We start from the raw sequence: 15065 nt of genomic DNA, 5'->3' as shown, positions 1-15065 counted from the left end.
TCATCGTGGAAACGAGCAGGGAGAAGGCGCCTGCGAATAATCCGCGCGGCGTATTCAGAGCTGGCTCAGATCGTGTTAACAACGCCCCGGCCGCTTCGAGATTATGTCATGATCGGCTAGTCATCCGCTCAAAGGTGTCCATCAGATCTGACTGGATCACTGCTGCGTAACGAAACTCGCGCGGTAGAAACAATAACGTCAGCGATAGATCATATGTCTTGGAGCGGATCGTCATCTCTTCGGTTTCCTCGGGAAACCAGACGCCGGGCGGGTGAATTGCAGTCGCGCGTCCTTGGCTGTCAAATTCGTCACGGGCAGCCAAGGCTGCGTCGGGAAGCATGTATGTCTCTTTTGCTGTCCGCAGAAAACGACCAGACTTAAAAGCTGGCTCACTTGATTTCGCCCATAGCGCCCCGCCATCTCGAGAGACGACAAATACGGCACGGCGCTCCGTGTATTCCAGCCATCTCAAGGTAGCTGCAATCAACGACACGCCGTAGCGGTCCGCACAGGCAATGAGATCGTCGATCGACGGCTTTTTAGATGGAGGGATGTGTTGCTTGAAATCGTCGTACGGCATCAAAAGATAGGCGGCGAACTCGTCGGCCTCCTTCTCGATCCCGGCGCCATCGCGGCGAATGATGGCTTTGGAATCGCATTTGACGCCCTCAGGAGGGAGCGTATGCCGATGAGCGAGATAATGGCCGAACTCGTGTGCTATCGTGAACCGCTTCCTGCCGGGTGCGACTCCGGCATTGTTGTATATAATTCCCCAGCCGTCGCGCGGATTACCCAACGGATAAAGCGCGCCTTCAAAGCCCGGCAGATTGCCCCCCTCGATCCCCTTCAAGGGATCTTTCGGAAAGCGGGCGCGCGACACCTCAGTTGCGATGGCTTCGACATCGACAGGAAACCGCTTGTCTGGCAACGCCAGCTTCCAGAACTGCGTCATCTCCAAGGCCCAGCGTAGCGCGCTAAATTTGGATTCCATGGTCACTTCTTTTCGAGAAGGTCCAACATTTGCCGGATCGTGTCCTTTTTCGACTCGTCCATGGTCTGGTATTTCCTGTAGAATGCAAGATCCTTAGCCGTTTCCTTGCTTTGCAGATTTTGAGAATCCATCAGGTAGTCAGCGGTCGTTCCAAGCACCTCGGCTATTTTGGCGATTTTGTCGGCAGAAGGCCTTGGAGGATTCTTGTTTTCGAGTTCCCAGATGTAGCTTTTGGAGCTTTGGGCTTTTTCCGCGAGCTGATCGAGGGTGAGCTTTTTCTCTTTCCTCAGGGCGCGAATCTTCTCTCCAAAGGTGCTTGTCATGGCGTGTCTCCCGTCATTTTCCAAGCGAGTTCAGTTTGTTCAGAGTAGCGACATAGAAAGTATTTGACAAGCAGGAACTCGTTAACTATGTTCGGAGTAGCGATACATTATTATCCGACGTGCCGAATTGCGGTCGGCGGATTGGGAGATGTCAATGACGGCCAGAACCACCCACTTCCGCGTCGACAACGGCGACATGACTCTGATCGAGACCGAAAACGGTCGTCGTATCCTGATCGACTGCAACATCAGGGCAGCAGCGAATGATGAAGATGACGAAACCCCTGACGTTGCGACACAGCTTCGCGACCGCTTGAAGCGAGACGGCGCCGGCCGCCTCTACGTCGATGCGTTTCTGCTCTCGCATCCCGATAAAGACCACTGCCTTGGCGTGAAGCAGCACTTTCACCTCGGCCCCTTGAGCGACTGGTCCAAGCCCGCCGACAAGATCGTCATCCGCGAAATGTGGTCCTCGCCGATCGTGTTTCGCAGGGCGTCGAAAAACCACGTGCTCTGCGATGACGCGAAGGCGTGGAGTAGCGAGGCCCGTCGGCGGGCTAACCAGCACAAAAGCCTTGGCTACTGTCCCGAGGGTGAGCGGATAAAAATCCTCGGCGAAGACATCAATGGCAAGACCGACGATCTGACAGCAATTCTCGTCAAGGTCGACAATGAATTCACGACCATCGACGGCAATCCCGACTGGTCCTTTTCCGCCCGGCTCATCGCGCCGCTTCCCGCGGCTGACGAACAAGAAGACGACGAACTGTCAAAGAACGAGTCCAGCGTCATCCTGAACGTCCATTTGCTGAAATTCGGTCAGAGCGGCGCCAAGTTCCTCTTCGGCGGCGACGCGGAAGTCGCCATCTGGGAGCGCGTTTGGGAGCGCAACAAGAACCGTTCTTCGGTGCTGGCCTATGACGTCCTGCTCGCACCGCACCACTGCTCTTGGCACAGCCTGTCGTGGGATAGCTGGTCGGACTTCGGTGAGGAGGCCGAAGTCTCGCAGGACGCGCGTAGCGCGCTGAGCCAAGCCACCGACGGTGCCAAGGTTCTCGCAAGCAGCAAGGAAATTCTTGACGACGAAAACGATCCGCCGTGCATCAGGGCAAAGCGCGAATACGAAGCGATCGTGAAGGACGCCAAGGGCGAATTCCGCTGCATTGCGGATGGCGCAGGCGACGATCCCTACGAGTTGGAGATCACATCTGGCGGCGTGAAGCCAAAAGCCAAAACGTCGGTCAGCGTATCAAGGACCGGCCTCGGGTCCCAACCGTATGAGCACGGCTAACAAAAGTGGCCGTTCGCGAAATACCGAACTCCGTGACCCGAGCGCTGCGTCAAATCGCTGCGCTCGGGTGCGTCGTGAGCACGAACATCATGGAGACGGGCGAGACGACAGTCGTCGAAGTCAAGGTCGACTCAAACTTGCCAAGCCGTTGGCGCGCGGCAAGCGTCAGCCCCAATGGTGTGCGGGATATCGAACCCATCAGGTTCGAATTCAAAGATGCATATCCGCTGATCGCGCCCAAGATCTATCTCAGGCCGGATTTCGATCGGTCTCACCCGCATATCCAGCCGGGGCGCCCCGGCTCTCTGCCTGAGCCCTGTCTCCTCGCGGGGTCGCCCGACGAGCTGCTGCGTACACGCGGCATCGTGGGTCTCGTTCAGCAAGTCGAAAGCTGGCTCGAAAAGGCCGCATTGATTGAGCTTATCGACCCCAAGCAGGGATGGGAGCCGGTTCGGCGTGATTTCATAACCGACGTCGTAATCGCCGACGTAAAACATCTTTTTGGACTTCCAAAAAAGGACGGCGGCGCCACCGCCCTCGGATGCCGTTATGTGCGGGCCGACAACACGATTCATACATTCGTCTTGCCTCGCCACGTAAAGATCGATGGCAAACTAAAAAATATGATCAGCGAGGAAGCATCCATTGCCATCGTCGCCTGGTCGGGCCGCGCGGCCTCTGGTGGACCGTTCATCGCCGACAAATACGAACCCGAGGATGTGACGGATGTTGCGTCGCTGTTCTTGCGAGCGCGGAGACTCGGCGCCGCAGAGTATCTGACTGCCCAACTCGGCTTGTTGGCCGCGCAACTCCGCGGCCTTAGCTTCGCGACGCCGTTGCCGCTGACAGTCATCCTTATCGCGCGCCGCCCGTTCAATCTGATCGGCCAAGACTCTCCATTGGAGATTTGCCCTTATATCATCGAGCTTGCCGGCGCCACGGATCTGGGGCCGAGTAGCACATGTCCGGTTCGGATCGCTGGACATCGGGATGTTATTTCGTCCGACCTGCTGCGGCGCGCGTCTGGAATTAAGCGGCCATCCGATGGCAAGCAAGGCTGGAGCCTGGTTGGCTGCGGCAGCGTAGGATCGAAGCTGGCGATCCATCTGGCAAGGGCAGGAACAGCGCCCGAGCGTGTCATCGACAAGAGTTGGATGTCGCCGCACAATTACGCGCGCCACGGCACTCTGGCTCCAGACTTCGGGGCGGCGATCTTGGAGTCCTCGAAGGCGTTCGTCCTCTCCGGCGCGATCCAATCACTTGGACAACAGACGATTGCCGATCACAGAGATATCGTCCAAGTCCTCTGTCGCAGTTCGGACGAGGCGGACAAGCCGTTCCAGCAGAATCAGCGACTTGTCGTCAATGCCACGGGCTCAATCAACGTGCGGGAGGCGCTTTGTCTCCCGCACGTCATGCCCATGCGGCCGCGCGTGGTCGAGTCATGCCTCATAGGTGGGGATCGGCTGGCCTACTTATCTATTGAGGGCCCCGATGCCAATCCATCCTCAATGGAGCTTGCAGTCGAGTGCTACCAACTTCTGCTGGAAAATAAGGAATTGGGAGCACTTGCATTCAGCCCCGCAGCAGAAATCGTCTCCATAGGTCAAGGGTGCTCCTCGCTGACGTTTCCGATGACGGACTCTCGCCTGTCCGCACTGACGGCGCCGATGGCGGACCGCCTACTGGACTGGATTATTGAAGGACCGTCGCCCGATCAGGGCGAGGTCTTGGTCGGCGTTACCCCAGAGGACGGTCTTGGCCAAACTTGGCTCCCGCGCGCCGTCAAACCATGGCTAAGGATCTCAGACGATTCTGGAATCGAGTTACATCTCAGCGCGCGCTGCCACCGCGCAATTGAATCGGCGATGTCCTTAAGACCGGGCGTCGAAACGGGAGGAGTCCTGATCGGACGCTGGTCGGACGTTACGAACGCTTTTTATGTTGTGGACGTCCTGCCAGCTCCTCCCGACAGCAAATTTTCAAGAGCGGAATTCAACCTCGGCGTCACTGGGCTGACCCCCGCCATTGACGCTATCGTCGAAGGAACCGCAGGCGCACTCTACGCCGTCGGAACATGGCACAATCACCTCGTCAATTCTGGGCCATCTTCGACCGACAAGAAAACGGCAGACCTTTTGGCCAGCCAACAACTTTGCCCAGCGATGCTGCTCATTCACACGCCCCAAGGCTACAGATTCCTATGCAGGGAAGTTGCCTTCCACAACGACGATCCGATGCTTCAACTTATCAACCAACCTGACGCCGAGAAATCAGATGATAAAAATTGACGCTTACACCGGGATGGCGCGCGTCATCCCGGCGTTCATCATCGCGCTGCCGTTGGCATTGATTTGCTATACGTGGATGCCCGATTCGTTCGCCGTTCTCGAAGGAGGGCTCGGTAAGACGCTTTCCAAAGGCGCGCTGGCGAGCGGTCTGTTTGCGGCCGTGGCGTTCGTCGTCTCGCAAGCCACTCGCGACGCGGGGAAGAGGCTTGAAGCCCGGCTCTGGCCCGAATGGGATGGATCGCCCTCAGTTCGGTTTCTGCGCCATCGCGACGCGGCGATCGACGCGGTGACAAAGTGTCGGTTCCATAAGCGCCTTGTAGAACTCGGCACAGTGCCTTCAATGCCAAAGCTGAACGATGAAAATCTCGATCCGACAGGATCCGACGCTTTTTACCGATCCGCGTCGGACTGGTTGCGCGCCAAAACCCGAGACGAAAAGAAATTCAATCTCATCTTCAAGGAAAACGTAAATTACGGATTCCAGCGCAACCTGCTGGGGTGCAAGCCGATCGGGTTGGCGATTTGCGCCATCAGCGCCGGCTCCATCGGTCTCGCCATCTACCTAGGAAAACTCCCCTTCCTAGAGGCCGGGGTGACCGTCATAGTCGCCTTGTTCTTGTTAACTGCGGTCAACGAGAGTTCGCTTCGCCGCATATCCGACGACTACGCGAAACGCCTGCTGGAAGCCATCGATCAGATCGAACCGGCCAAGACAATTGCCGCGCGATCAAATGCTCCAAATCAAGCGGCTAAGAAAACGGCGCCTGCCGAGGTCTAACGCCCCGTCGGTCGGTTATGCATCGCTTCCTCCCCCAATCTTGAAAGCAGCCTCAGATGCAGAAAAACATCGTCGTATTTTCAGACGGCACCGGCCAAGACGGCGGTTCACGTCCAGAGCAGACGTTGAGCAATGTCTATAAGATGTATCGGGCCTGCCACATCGGGCCGGGCAGCGCGATCGATCCGCATGAGCAGGTTTCGTTCTACGACGCCGGCTTGGGCACGGACATCGGCGCGACGGCCCTGACGGCTCCCATGCGTTTCATCCAAAAGATGTTGGCGTCGGTGACGGGGCGCGGCATCTCGACGAACATCGCCGACTGCTATGAGTTCATCATCAATCATTACGAACCGGGCGATCGCATATTCCTGATCGGATTCAGCCGAGGCGCCTACACCGTTAGGTGTCTGGCCAACGTCCTGATGCTGTGCGGTGTCCCGACCGCAGTCGGCGCGGATCACCTCCCAAGATTCAGGAAGGCCACGCGCGACATCACCGAGGAGGCCGTAAGTAATGTGTTTGAGCACGGCGCGGGCCATCCGCGCGCGAAATACGAGAAGGAAAGGTTCGAGCAGGCGCGGCGTTTCCGCGCGAAATATGGCTCCAACAATCCTGAGAACGAAGGGGAGTCCAACGCCGCGCCTCATTTCGTTGGCGTTTTCGATACCGTCGCAGCCTTGGGGGCGACGGGCTTAAGGCAATATCTGATCGGCTTTGGCCTTGTCGCCGCAGCGGCTCTCGTCGTCGCGGCGGTCGCGGGCACGCTGATGCTTTTCACTAGAATGGCGTTCTGGAAACTGTTTCTGTTGGTCGCAATCCCTTCGGCGGCGATCGGCGCCTATAAGGCGATCAGGCCGACGCTTAAGGTCATTCGCGACTTTCCCGAACGGGGCAACTTCCGTTGGCATTTCGCCGTGTGGAAGGCCAGTAATTACGACAGGCTCTTGAGCGGCTATGTCGGCTATGCGCGCTCGGCAAACGCTATCGACGAGAAGCGTGCCGATTTCGACAGGGTCGCATGGGGGAGCGCCGGCGGCGTACGTGCTCGCGTAGGCGATGAGCCGGCCCCCCTTCTTCAACTCTGGTTCGCCGGAAACCACTCGGATGTCGGCGGCAGCTACCCCGAGGTCCAGTCACGGCTTTCGGATATCGCGCTTCAATGGATGATCGAGCAGGCGACGAGTATTCCGAACGGCCTCAAGATCGGCCCGGTGTTCGTCAACGGTGAAAAGATGCCCGGCACGGCAGACGTCGGCGATCCGTTGCGCGTCTTCCCGTCAGCCGACGGCGTCCAGCACTGCGAAATCGCCGGCATGCGCGACATGATCGACCAACGTTCCCCCGGCTTCTTGCGCGGGCTCACCGCGCGCTTGAATTGGAAGGAGAAGATCAGATCCATCAAGCCTGATGCGCCGATGCATGACTCCGTCGTTCGGCGCTTCGAATTGTCCGACGTTCGGCAGTGCGCCGGCTTTGGAGCTTACAGGCCGCCAGCTTTGTCCGAGCACAACAAATTCAAGAAATACTATGCATGCGAAGCCGCGCCGAGCGACACGGCCGCTGCTGTAGTAGAGCGCGCTAATGTTGACACCGCCTGACCTCTCAGGGGGCGACGAGCGCCGATTCCGGTAGAAGACCAAGGAACAGGAGGCGGGGTGGAATCCGGCAGCCCACCCATCCCGTTAACCAACTATAATTGTTTGGGCGAAGACGCTCCGGCGGCGGCTGTCACAGTGTGTCAACATTGACACGAAACATCTGGCGTATTCACAACTAGCGGATCCGTGCGATCGTCGATTCTGCATCGTTCATAGATACGTGGGCTACGCCCGGTCGGCAAACGCAATCGACGAGACGAGGGCAGATTTTGATCGGGTCGGCTGGGGCAGCGCGGGCACCGTCCGTCCGCGCGTTGGCGTCGAACCACATCCGTTGCTCCAGCTATGGTTCGCAGGAAATCACTCGGATGTCGGGGGCAGCTATCCCGAGGTCCAGTCCCGTCTTTCCGATATCGCCCTCCAGTGGATGATTGAGCAGGCCATTTCAATTCCTGACGGTTTGAAAATCGGCCCTGTCTTCGCAAACGGGAACAAAATGCAGAGCACGGGCGACGTCGGCGAGCCACCGAGCGCCGCTACGTCGCGCAATTGACGCACTTTGCGCCCGATCGTTACCGAACCAGCGTAGCAATGAGGTTTGACGCGTCACATGGATTCGCCCTCGGCCTCTTGCTCGCCGCGTTGTCGCTGCTCTTCCTCGCGGTGAAGCCGTGCTTGGTTTTCGAGGTCGATTTGGCGTTGCTGATCGCGCTCTTCCTGATTGAATACGCGCTGCTGCTCGTGACGCAAGGTCTGAACAGCCTCGGATTGGTTCGGATCGGATGGGATGGCGCGCGACGCGCTGTTTACGACGGTGCGCTCGGCCTCGCGCGCTACGCGGGCCTCCTCTTGCGAGCGATAGGGGGCGGCCTCGCTGCCGCTGGCGGCGTTAGTCTCCTGGGCGGCCGCCGCGCCGTTGGCTTGCTGGGTTTCGCGTTCGGCTTCGTCAATGACGCGCTGTCGAACGCTTTCGAGTTCGACGCGTCGTTCGGCGGGGGTCGTATTGAGAATTGGCCCGCCAGCGGTCTCTCCTCGTTCGCCTTCGAATTCTGGCTGGACCTTCGGCGTCGTGTCCTTCGCTTCGGTCTGCTGCGGCTCGACCTCGTCCTTACGCTCGGCGAGAGATTGACGCCGCGCCTCGGCCTGGGCCTGAACTTCCCGGATGCGATCTCGAAGCTCCGGATTCGTGATCTTGTAGCCATGTGCGGCGGCGAGTTGAGCGACTGTTTCTTTGTAGGCGTCGGTGCCGTTGATGGTGAGGCTGTCCCACTTCTGCGACGCGACCTGTAGAGCCGCGTTAACGCTCTCCGCGTTGTTCCAATCGCGGACGTCCAGCGTCTTCCCCTTGTCGATGAAAGCGAGGGTTTGATAGGCGCCGGTCGCGGCATCGTGTCGGCTGTAATGAATCTCCGAGCCTTTACGCTCATGCGTAATGAGCGACGAAAGATTCCTCGCCGGGTTCGGGTCGACGTAGCGCTCGCCCTCGATCTCTCCGGGCGTGCGTTCCAAGCGCGCCTGAGCCTCAGTAGCGCCCTGTGCTTTTTCGAGAATGCTGCTCGCCCGGCGTTCGAACTCGTCTTTGACGGCGCCCTCTGGAAGGAAACTGCGGATACGCTCGAAACTTTCGCCAAGGCCGGCTCGGGCGGCGTCCATAGTGTCCGCGTTTCGCATCTGCGTCTCCTCGAAAAGGGGTTTGGTTTGATCCTTCGAGCGCGGCGCCAAAGCGGCCTCGGAGCGGCGTTGGAACGGCAGTATAGCGGCCTCATCCTGTCGGTCCACGGCTTTGACGAGCTGATGAAGCGACGCCGGCACGACGAACATTTGCGTGGGGTTGTCGCGTGAAGGTCTGAGGTCGGACAGCCGATCGGGCGGAACATCGATGTAGACCAGACGCGCCGCGCCGGATTTAGCGACGTAGGATTCTGCAAGGGCGCGATCGTTGACGAAGAGCGTCGCGCGATGCCCCCCGCCGGTCGCGGCCTCGGCGCGGTAAAGCCGAACGGCGCCCACGGCAAGCGGGGGCAGGGGGCTGGACCCTCTCGCCGCGACCGATCTCCATTGGGCGGCGGCCTCGGCCGCACGTTTGCGCCCTTCCGGCCGGGTTGGCCGATGAATCTCATGGTTCTTGACGCGCTCGATGCGGCGTCTCGCGTTTTTGGAAGCCAGGCCGCGCTCGACCATTTTAACGTCTTTGAGTTTGTAGCCGGGCGCGTGCGCCTGGTCGAAGCGGCGAACGGCCTCCATCGGGATATTGCGCTCGCGCGCTTCCTCGGCGAGCGTTTCGCGCCAGCGGTTGAAATCCTGAATGCCGGGGTGCAACTTCTCCCCAGTGGGGCTCGTGAGCCTGACGGCGGCGTGAACGTGAATGTGTTGCCGGTTCGTGTGCATCACGAACACATATTCGTGTCCCGCGAACTCCTTGGCGAGCGTCGCCCGCGCCGCGTCCATGAAGGCTTCCTTGTCGGTGCCGGGTTTGGCGCTCAAGATCACATGGGCGAAGTCGCGCGGGCCACTCGATCTCACGGACGGTTGCCAGGATTTGGCGAGCTGCAAATTTGGGTTGAAGTTGGCGGGTTTGGCGCGATTGGCGTTGCTCGGAAGTTTCGCGAACAGCCGGTCTGCGGCAGAGGCGATCGACGCGCCCGTGTCGGTCTCCGCGTACAATTGGCCGGCTTTGGTCAGCCCGGCCAACTGCGTCGTGGCGCCGTCGGTTCCATGCACCCAGACCGGTTTGGAAAAATCGGCGTCGCGGCCGAACGCCTCCTCGATCTTGTCGTAGAGCCGATCAAGGGATTTCGCATTGGCGTAAATGCGCTCCCGTTTGCCGTTTTCGTCGTGACCGGAACCGGCTGCGACGGCGACGACCTGAACCGTGGTCGAAGAGTCGCGTTCCTCGATCCGCCACGCGAAGCGATGACCTTTGAGGGCGTCGGCGAGCGCCGCCCGCGCGGCGTCTTTCGAAACCTTGCCGTCGAAGGCGATGTCGAGACGAAGCACGTCGTTGGAGGGCTCGCGCGCGTTCTCTTCGCTCCAGTGGGCGGCGAGATTGGCGACGGCTTCCTTGCCAGTGACGAGGCTCCCGTCTTCGCGCTCGAGCGACAATTCTCCCTTGTCGCTCTGGTAGTTCATCAACGACGCGGCGCGCACGGGACCGGCGCCGTAGCTCGCGAGTTTGACGACGGCAGCTTGTGAGCCTGCGGCAAGCCCTACTTTCTTCAATTCCGTCGATCGGGGCGCGCCACCGGCGGACGTCGCCGCAGCGCCCCCGCCGAGGCCGGGCGCCGCGCGCGCCAAGAGACCGGGAGAAGCCGGCGACGAAGAGTCCCGACGACCGCCGCCACCCCCGGCGGCGGCCGGCTTTTGCATCGCCCATTCTTCCTCGGCGAGCGTCGATTCTTGCGCCGGCGAGAGCGGCGCGGCGCCCGTGTAGGGAAGGGCGCTTTGTGAAACGGCGGCGGCCGAAGATGGGGCCGGCGACACGGGCGGGGCAGGGTGGACGGCGTCCGCCGCCCGAAAAGCGAAGACCGCTGACTCCTCCGCCTCGATGATCGCCTGACGTTCGGCAAAGGCCGCCGCGAGCCGCAAGCGGCGCAACCGCCCTCCCAAAGACGTTGTGTCGTAACTGGATAGGTCCGTCATGCGACAGGCCTCGCAACTGCCTGCACGGCGCGTTTATGGGCTCTGGCGCACAAGGAGCGATACAGGCGATCGAGCTCCACGATCGTCCCGTGAACCCCGTCGAGGTAGCGCGTCATTTCGTCTTCGGGAACCATGTGGCCCGCGTTCATGCGGTGGACCGCCTGATTGAGGTTCGTTCCGATCGCCCGCATCTGACGCGTGAGCGCGACGATCTCCGCCCGCGCTTCGCCGGTCAGTGTTGGGCCGAGAAGCGCCGCCGATCGCGCGAGCCTGCGGAGCGCTTCACTCGTCGTGAGGCCCTGTGAAGCGCAGAAGCCGGCAAAGAGTTCGAACTCCTCTTCGCTCATGCGGACCGTTCGCATGAGCGCTTTCTTTCGGGATTTCGCTTTGGGTTCCGTCATGTCGGCGCGTCGTTTTTGAGCGTTCGGTTTGGCTTGCCAAACTGCCGAACGCGATCTTAGCCCGTCCGGCGAGGGCACACAAGAAAATGTATTACATTTTCGGTATCCTGCCATAACATATTCTCTAAACAGCTCATATATCTTCATCTGTATGATTTCTTGATACTTTGTTAGATTTATTGGAGGCATTTTGCGTCATTTTTATAGAATGGCCAAAAGCATAGATGCGCCACAATTGCGTAACAAATAGGTAGCTTATCTTAATAATTGAAGACACGTGCTCGGCATCGTCATGGCATCACCGTGTCATCGTTCTGGCGTCACCTTGGTGCTCGCTTCGAACGAACTCGCAATAATTTGGGCCCGACCCGTCATCGGTCGGGCACCGGTTGGGCATTTTTTCGGTAATGCGCCGTCACCGTTTGGGTGACTGTCCAGGCGATGTCGGAAGAGGGCAGAGAAAGCGTAAGGAGTGGATGTCGGCACGAGTGCGGAAACCAGCCGACTACGAATGCGTGAAAGCCTTGGTGATTTTGAAGCTGGACGCTATTTGCAGTTTGATATAATGAGCGGTCATGAAGCTTTCTAACGAAGTGGCGAACGCGATTCGCAAAAGCCTGGCAGCGGAACCGCCAAGAGAGGCGCATCGCTCGCGGGCGGCTTTGATCCGAGACCTGGCCCCCGAACTGATAAAGGCGCGCAAAGACAAAAATCTCAGCTTGGACGATCTGCGAGTGATTCTGCAGAAGAGCGGGCTCCAGATTTCAGTAGGGACGCTGAAAAATTACCTCAGCCAAAGCCGACGGCCGGCGCGGGAAATCGGCCTCGGCGTCGCTACGGCTCGGCCGAAGGTGAAGCCGCAAGACGGTTCGATGCCTCAGCTGAAGGCCCGGGCCGACAAGCCTCTCGGCGCGCCATCCGAAGAGAGGCGCTCTTTGCCGGCGGCGCCGAGACCGGGGACCGCCGCCGTCGAGCGCGCCGCGGAGCAGCCGGCGGTTCCCCCCATGCCAAAGCCGCCGAAGCCCATCGGCCAGGCGAGAGCTGGGGAAGCGGCGGAGTCGGAACGTCGTGAAATCCCGCCGATGCCGAAGCCCCCGAAACCGGGCGCGGCGGCTCGAGCGGAGAACTCTGGAACCGAGGGCGGAGAAGTCGTGCCGGCGTGGTCGTTTCCGCTCCGACGCGATCGAGACACAATTTAGGAGACCATTCGATGAATAAGCCAATCTATGTCGTCGGCGGCAGCAAGGGCGGCGTCGGCAAATCGCTCGTGACGATGGCGCTCGTCCATTATCTCAAGGAGAATGACGACGAGGTGTTTTTGATCGACGCCGACACGTCGAACCCTGACGTCCTGAAATCCTACGAAGAGGAAGTGACCTGCAAACTCGTCAATCTGGACGACGCGGATGGCTGGATTCAGTTCGTCAACATTTGCGACGAGCACAGGGAATGCGTGGTCGTCGTCAACACGGCGGCGCGCAACAACGTGGGGGTCGCGCAATATGGCGGGACCCTCAGCAAATCGCTCGACGAGTTGCAAAGGAATCTGGTGACCTTGTGGGTCATCAACCGCCAGCGCGACAGTCTCGAACTGATGCAAGATTATGTGGAGGCGATTGGAAATTCCGCGCTGCACGTGGTGAAAAACGGCTACTTCGGCGCCGACGCGAAGTTCGAGCTCTACAATGGCTCGGATGTGAAAAAGGCCGTTGAAAGGAAGGGCGGGCGCTCGGTCTTGTTTCCCGATATGGCCGACCGGGTGAGCGACGCACTCTACAGCGATCGGTTGAGCATCGCCAAAGCATGGCGAACCATGCCCATTGGCAACCGCGCCGAACTGCGCCGTTGGCTCGAAGAGGTCAACAAGATTTTCCCTGGGCTCGTCGATGCCTGAGGAAACCCGGGTCGAAACGGCATACGAAAGATTGCTCGGCCGCGCCGCGACGATTGCGGAACGCGACCAACTGCGGCGCGTTCAGAGCGCCTTGGGATTGCGCGACAATGATGCGCTGTGGCTGGTGCTCTACGCGCTACAATTTTACGAAAGTCTCTATCGTCAATTTCCCAAGGAGATTGGCAAGGAAGCCAAGCGAATTTTAGACGAGACGCGAACTACCGCCGACGCCACGATACGCGCAAGCGTCGAGGCCGCCAAAGCCGATCTGGCGAAAGCGATCGCGAGCGCGGCGAGGGATGTTGCGCGTGACGCGGCGCGAAGGCAAATGTTGCAATGGTTGGTGGTGGGCATGCTGCTCGGCGTGGCGCTGCTCGGAGCTGGCGTCGAGATTGGCTTGCGTATGGCCGGGTGAGCGTAAGGAGAAGCGCGGCGGGAAGCATGCCGGGTAAGGCTCGGGTCTCCGCACCGGCGCGTGAGTCGCCTATCACTGGTTGGCCCGCGTCGTCGACGCAGAGGAGAGATCCTGTTTCGATCCACTCGCCCGCGCAACTTTCACTTATTGCACTTAAGGCGCAATTGGGCTACATTGAGGTTAAAGGGGAATCGGCCATGACCACCCAGGTGCTTCAGTTCGTTGAGTTGTCCCATGCCGCTCGGAAGGAGGCCGGCCGCTTGGGCAAGCTGGCAAAGGGCGACCAAGTTGAGGTGCGGGTCAAGCGCCGGTCCGGCTCCGATCAGACCCTGTCGTTGCCGCCGGACGCTGCGGCGCTGATCGAAGCTCTTCTTGGCCATCTGCTGGACGGCGACCGGGTCGCAGTCCTGACCGAAGAGCAGGAACTGAGCCCCAACGATGCGGCGAGTATCCTCGGCGTCTCGCGTCCCCTCGTCGTGCATCGCATGGACGTGGGCGACCTGCCGTTCCGCTATGTCGGCAAGCATCGCCGCGCGACATTGAGAGACGTGCTCGAGCTCAAGGCGAAAATTGACGCGCAGAGCGCGGTTATGAAGGCGCTCGCCGACGATGCCGAAGAACTTCAGCAACTCTATGGCGTTTGAGCCTGCCGTCGTCATCTTGGACGCATGCGTTCTCTATCCCTTCCATCTGAGGAATATCGTCGTGCAAACGGCGGTAGACCACTTGGTCGAGGCGCGTTGGACGGATGAAATTCACGAGGAATGGATTCGGAATCTGGCGGCTAACGCGCCCGCGATTTCTATTGAGCGCTTGCAGATCACACGGAACCTGATGAACGCGGCTCTGCCGCACGCCTTGATCGCCCCCTACGACGAACACATTGGCGCGGTCACCTTGCCGGATCCAAACGATCGTCATGTCGTCGCGGCTGGGATCGCCAGTCGCGCGTCCGTAATCCTCACCTGGAATCTTCGTGATTTCCCGGAAAAGGAGCTGCGGAAGCATGGCTTGAGCAGGCAAACCCCGGACGCATTTCTGGCTGATCTCTTTGATTCCGCCCCAGAGCTTACGACTGCCTCCCTCGCGAATGCGCGGCGCAATCTCAACATGACGCGCGTCTCGGCGCCCGCGTTTGTCGACATCCTGAAAACCCAAAAACTCATCCAGCTTTCGGCAAGGCTTGCGAAGCGCCACGCCGATCTCTGAAGCTGTTTGTTAGAGCGGTCCGAGCGAGCGAGCTGCTGTCTGTCTTTCTGTCAGTTGATTCGCATAATGCTAATTATGGAACTAAAACAATAGATTAACTAGGTTAGAGCTTATCACGGAAAGCGGAAAAAGCAACTCACGACCTTCTGCGAGCCTCTCTGAGAGCGGCGCCGCTCGATGCGGGGGTCGTTTGCGGGAGAGGGCGAAAAGCTACGCTAACGCGCGTATGATA

The 15065-nt window shown here is 59.6% G+C and carries 13 protein-coding genes and 1 pseudogene; 10 read left to right on the top strand and 4 right to left on the bottom strand.

Annotation, left to right across the window (positions count from 1 at the left end; translation table 11 throughout):
• Positions 1-106 precede the first annotated feature (106 nt).
• Together H2LOC_RS21065 and H2LOC_RS21060 are read right to left on the bottom strand one after the other, a co-directional pair.
• Positions 107-991, bottom strand: a complete 885-nt coding sequence (locus tag H2LOC_RS21065) for an ImmA/IrrE family metallo-endopeptidase (protein ID WP_136498193.1) — start codon at positions 989-991, stop codon at positions 107-109.
• A 2-nt stretch (positions 992-993) separates the two neighbouring features.
• On the bottom strand, positions 994-1314 hold the full coding sequence (locus H2LOC_RS21060) for a helix-turn-helix domain-containing protein (protein ID WP_136498194.1): 321 nt from the start codon (positions 1312-1314) through the stop codon (positions 994-996).
• A gap of 154 nt (positions 1315-1468) precedes the next feature.
• Between H2LOC_RS21060 and mblB the strand changes: the two genes are divergently transcribed.
• From mblB to H2LOC_RS21875, 5 genes and pseudogenes are all read left to right on the top strand, one after another.
• Positions 1469-2605, top strand: coding sequence for an anti-phage 6A-MBL system MBL-fold protein (mblB, locus tag H2LOC_RS21055; protein WP_136498195.1), 1137 nt, complete (start codon positions 1469-1471; stop codon positions 2603-2605).
• Positions 2606-2679: 74 nt separating this feature from the next.
• Positions 2680-4896 (top strand): anti-phage 6A-MBL system cap2_3 protein, encoded by a 2217-nt coding sequence (locus H2LOC_RS21050; protein WP_154331774.1) that lies wholly within the window; start codon positions 2680-2682, stop codon positions 4894-4896.
• The gene (locus H2LOC_RS21045; protein WP_136498198.1) at positions 4883-5674 is read left to right on the top strand and encodes a hypothetical protein; all 792 of its coding nucleotides are present in this window, start codon (positions 4883-4885) and stop codon (positions 5672-5674) included. Before H2LOC_RS21050 ends, H2LOC_RS21045 begins: the two co-directional genes overlap by 14 nt.
• A 56-nt stretch (positions 5675-5730) precedes the next feature.
• Positions 5731-7275 (top strand): DUF2235 domain-containing protein, encoded by a 1545-nt coding sequence (locus H2LOC_RS21040; protein ID WP_136498199.1) that lies wholly within the window; start codon positions 5731-5733, stop codon positions 7273-7275.
• A gap of 217 nt (positions 7276-7492) precedes the next feature.
• Positions 7493-7747: pseudogene (locus H2LOC_RS21875) on the top strand (phospholipase effector Tle1 domain-containing protein); the annotation flags it as partial.
• 134 nt (positions 7748-7881) lie between these two features.
• Here the strand turns inward: H2LOC_RS21875 and H2LOC_RS21030 are convergent.
• Both H2LOC_RS21030 and H2LOC_RS21025 read right to left on the bottom strand, forming a co-directional pair.
• A complete protein-coding gene (locus tag H2LOC_RS21030; protein WP_136498200.1) occupies positions 7882-10914 on the bottom strand; it encodes an LPD7 domain-containing protein in 3033 nt (1010 codons plus the stop codon).
• Positions 10911-11276, bottom strand: a complete 366-nt coding sequence (locus H2LOC_RS21025) for a MobC domain-containing protein (protein ID WP_210251886.1) — start codon at positions 11274-11276, stop codon at positions 10911-10913. Before H2LOC_RS21025 ends, H2LOC_RS21030 begins: the two co-directional genes overlap by 4 nt.
• Positions 11277-12049: 773 nt before the next feature.
• Between H2LOC_RS21025 and H2LOC_RS21020 the strand changes: the two genes are divergently transcribed.
• The 5 genes from H2LOC_RS21020 to H2LOC_RS21000 all read left to right on the top strand — a co-directional run bounded on the left by H2LOC_RS21020 (position 12050) and on the right by H2LOC_RS21000 (position 14833).
• On the top strand, positions 12050-12514 hold the full coding sequence (locus H2LOC_RS21020; RefSeq protein WP_136498202.1) for a hypothetical protein: 465 nt from the start codon (positions 12050-12052) through the stop codon (positions 12512-12514).
• A gap of 11 nt (positions 12515-12525) precedes the next feature.
• Positions 12526-13209 (top strand): nucleotide-binding protein, encoded by a 684-nt coding sequence (locus H2LOC_RS21015; protein WP_136498203.1) that lies wholly within the window; start codon positions 12526-12528, stop codon positions 13207-13209.
• A 31-nt stretch (positions 13210-13240) separates the two neighbouring features.
• Positions 13241-13624, top strand: a complete 384-nt coding sequence (locus H2LOC_RS21010) for a hypothetical protein (RefSeq protein ID WP_136498204.1) — start codon at positions 13241-13243, stop codon at positions 13622-13624.
• Positions 13625-13821: 197 nt separating this feature from the next.
• Positions 13822-14268, top strand: a complete 447-nt coding sequence (locus H2LOC_RS21005) for a MerR family transcriptional regulator (RefSeq protein WP_136498205.1) — start codon at positions 13822-13824, stop codon at positions 14266-14268.
• Complete coding sequence (locus tag H2LOC_RS21000) at positions 14234-14833, top strand: PIN domain-containing protein (RefSeq protein ID WP_246207298.1); 600 nt, start codon at positions 14234-14236, stop codon at positions 14831-14833. Before H2LOC_RS21005 ends, H2LOC_RS21000 begins: the two co-directional genes overlap by 35 nt.
• The last annotated feature ends 232 nt before the right edge of the window (positions 14834-15065 follow it).

It is taken from the genome of Methylocystis heyeri (genome assembly GCF_004802635.2).
In the GTDB taxonomy this organism is placed as follows: Bacteria; Pseudomonadota; Alphaproteobacteria; order Rhizobiales; family Beijerinckiaceae; genus Methylocystis; species Methylocystis heyeri.
The sequence above is the reverse complement of the archived record's forward strand: the minus strand, read 5'-3'. Positions and strand labels throughout refer to the sequence as shown.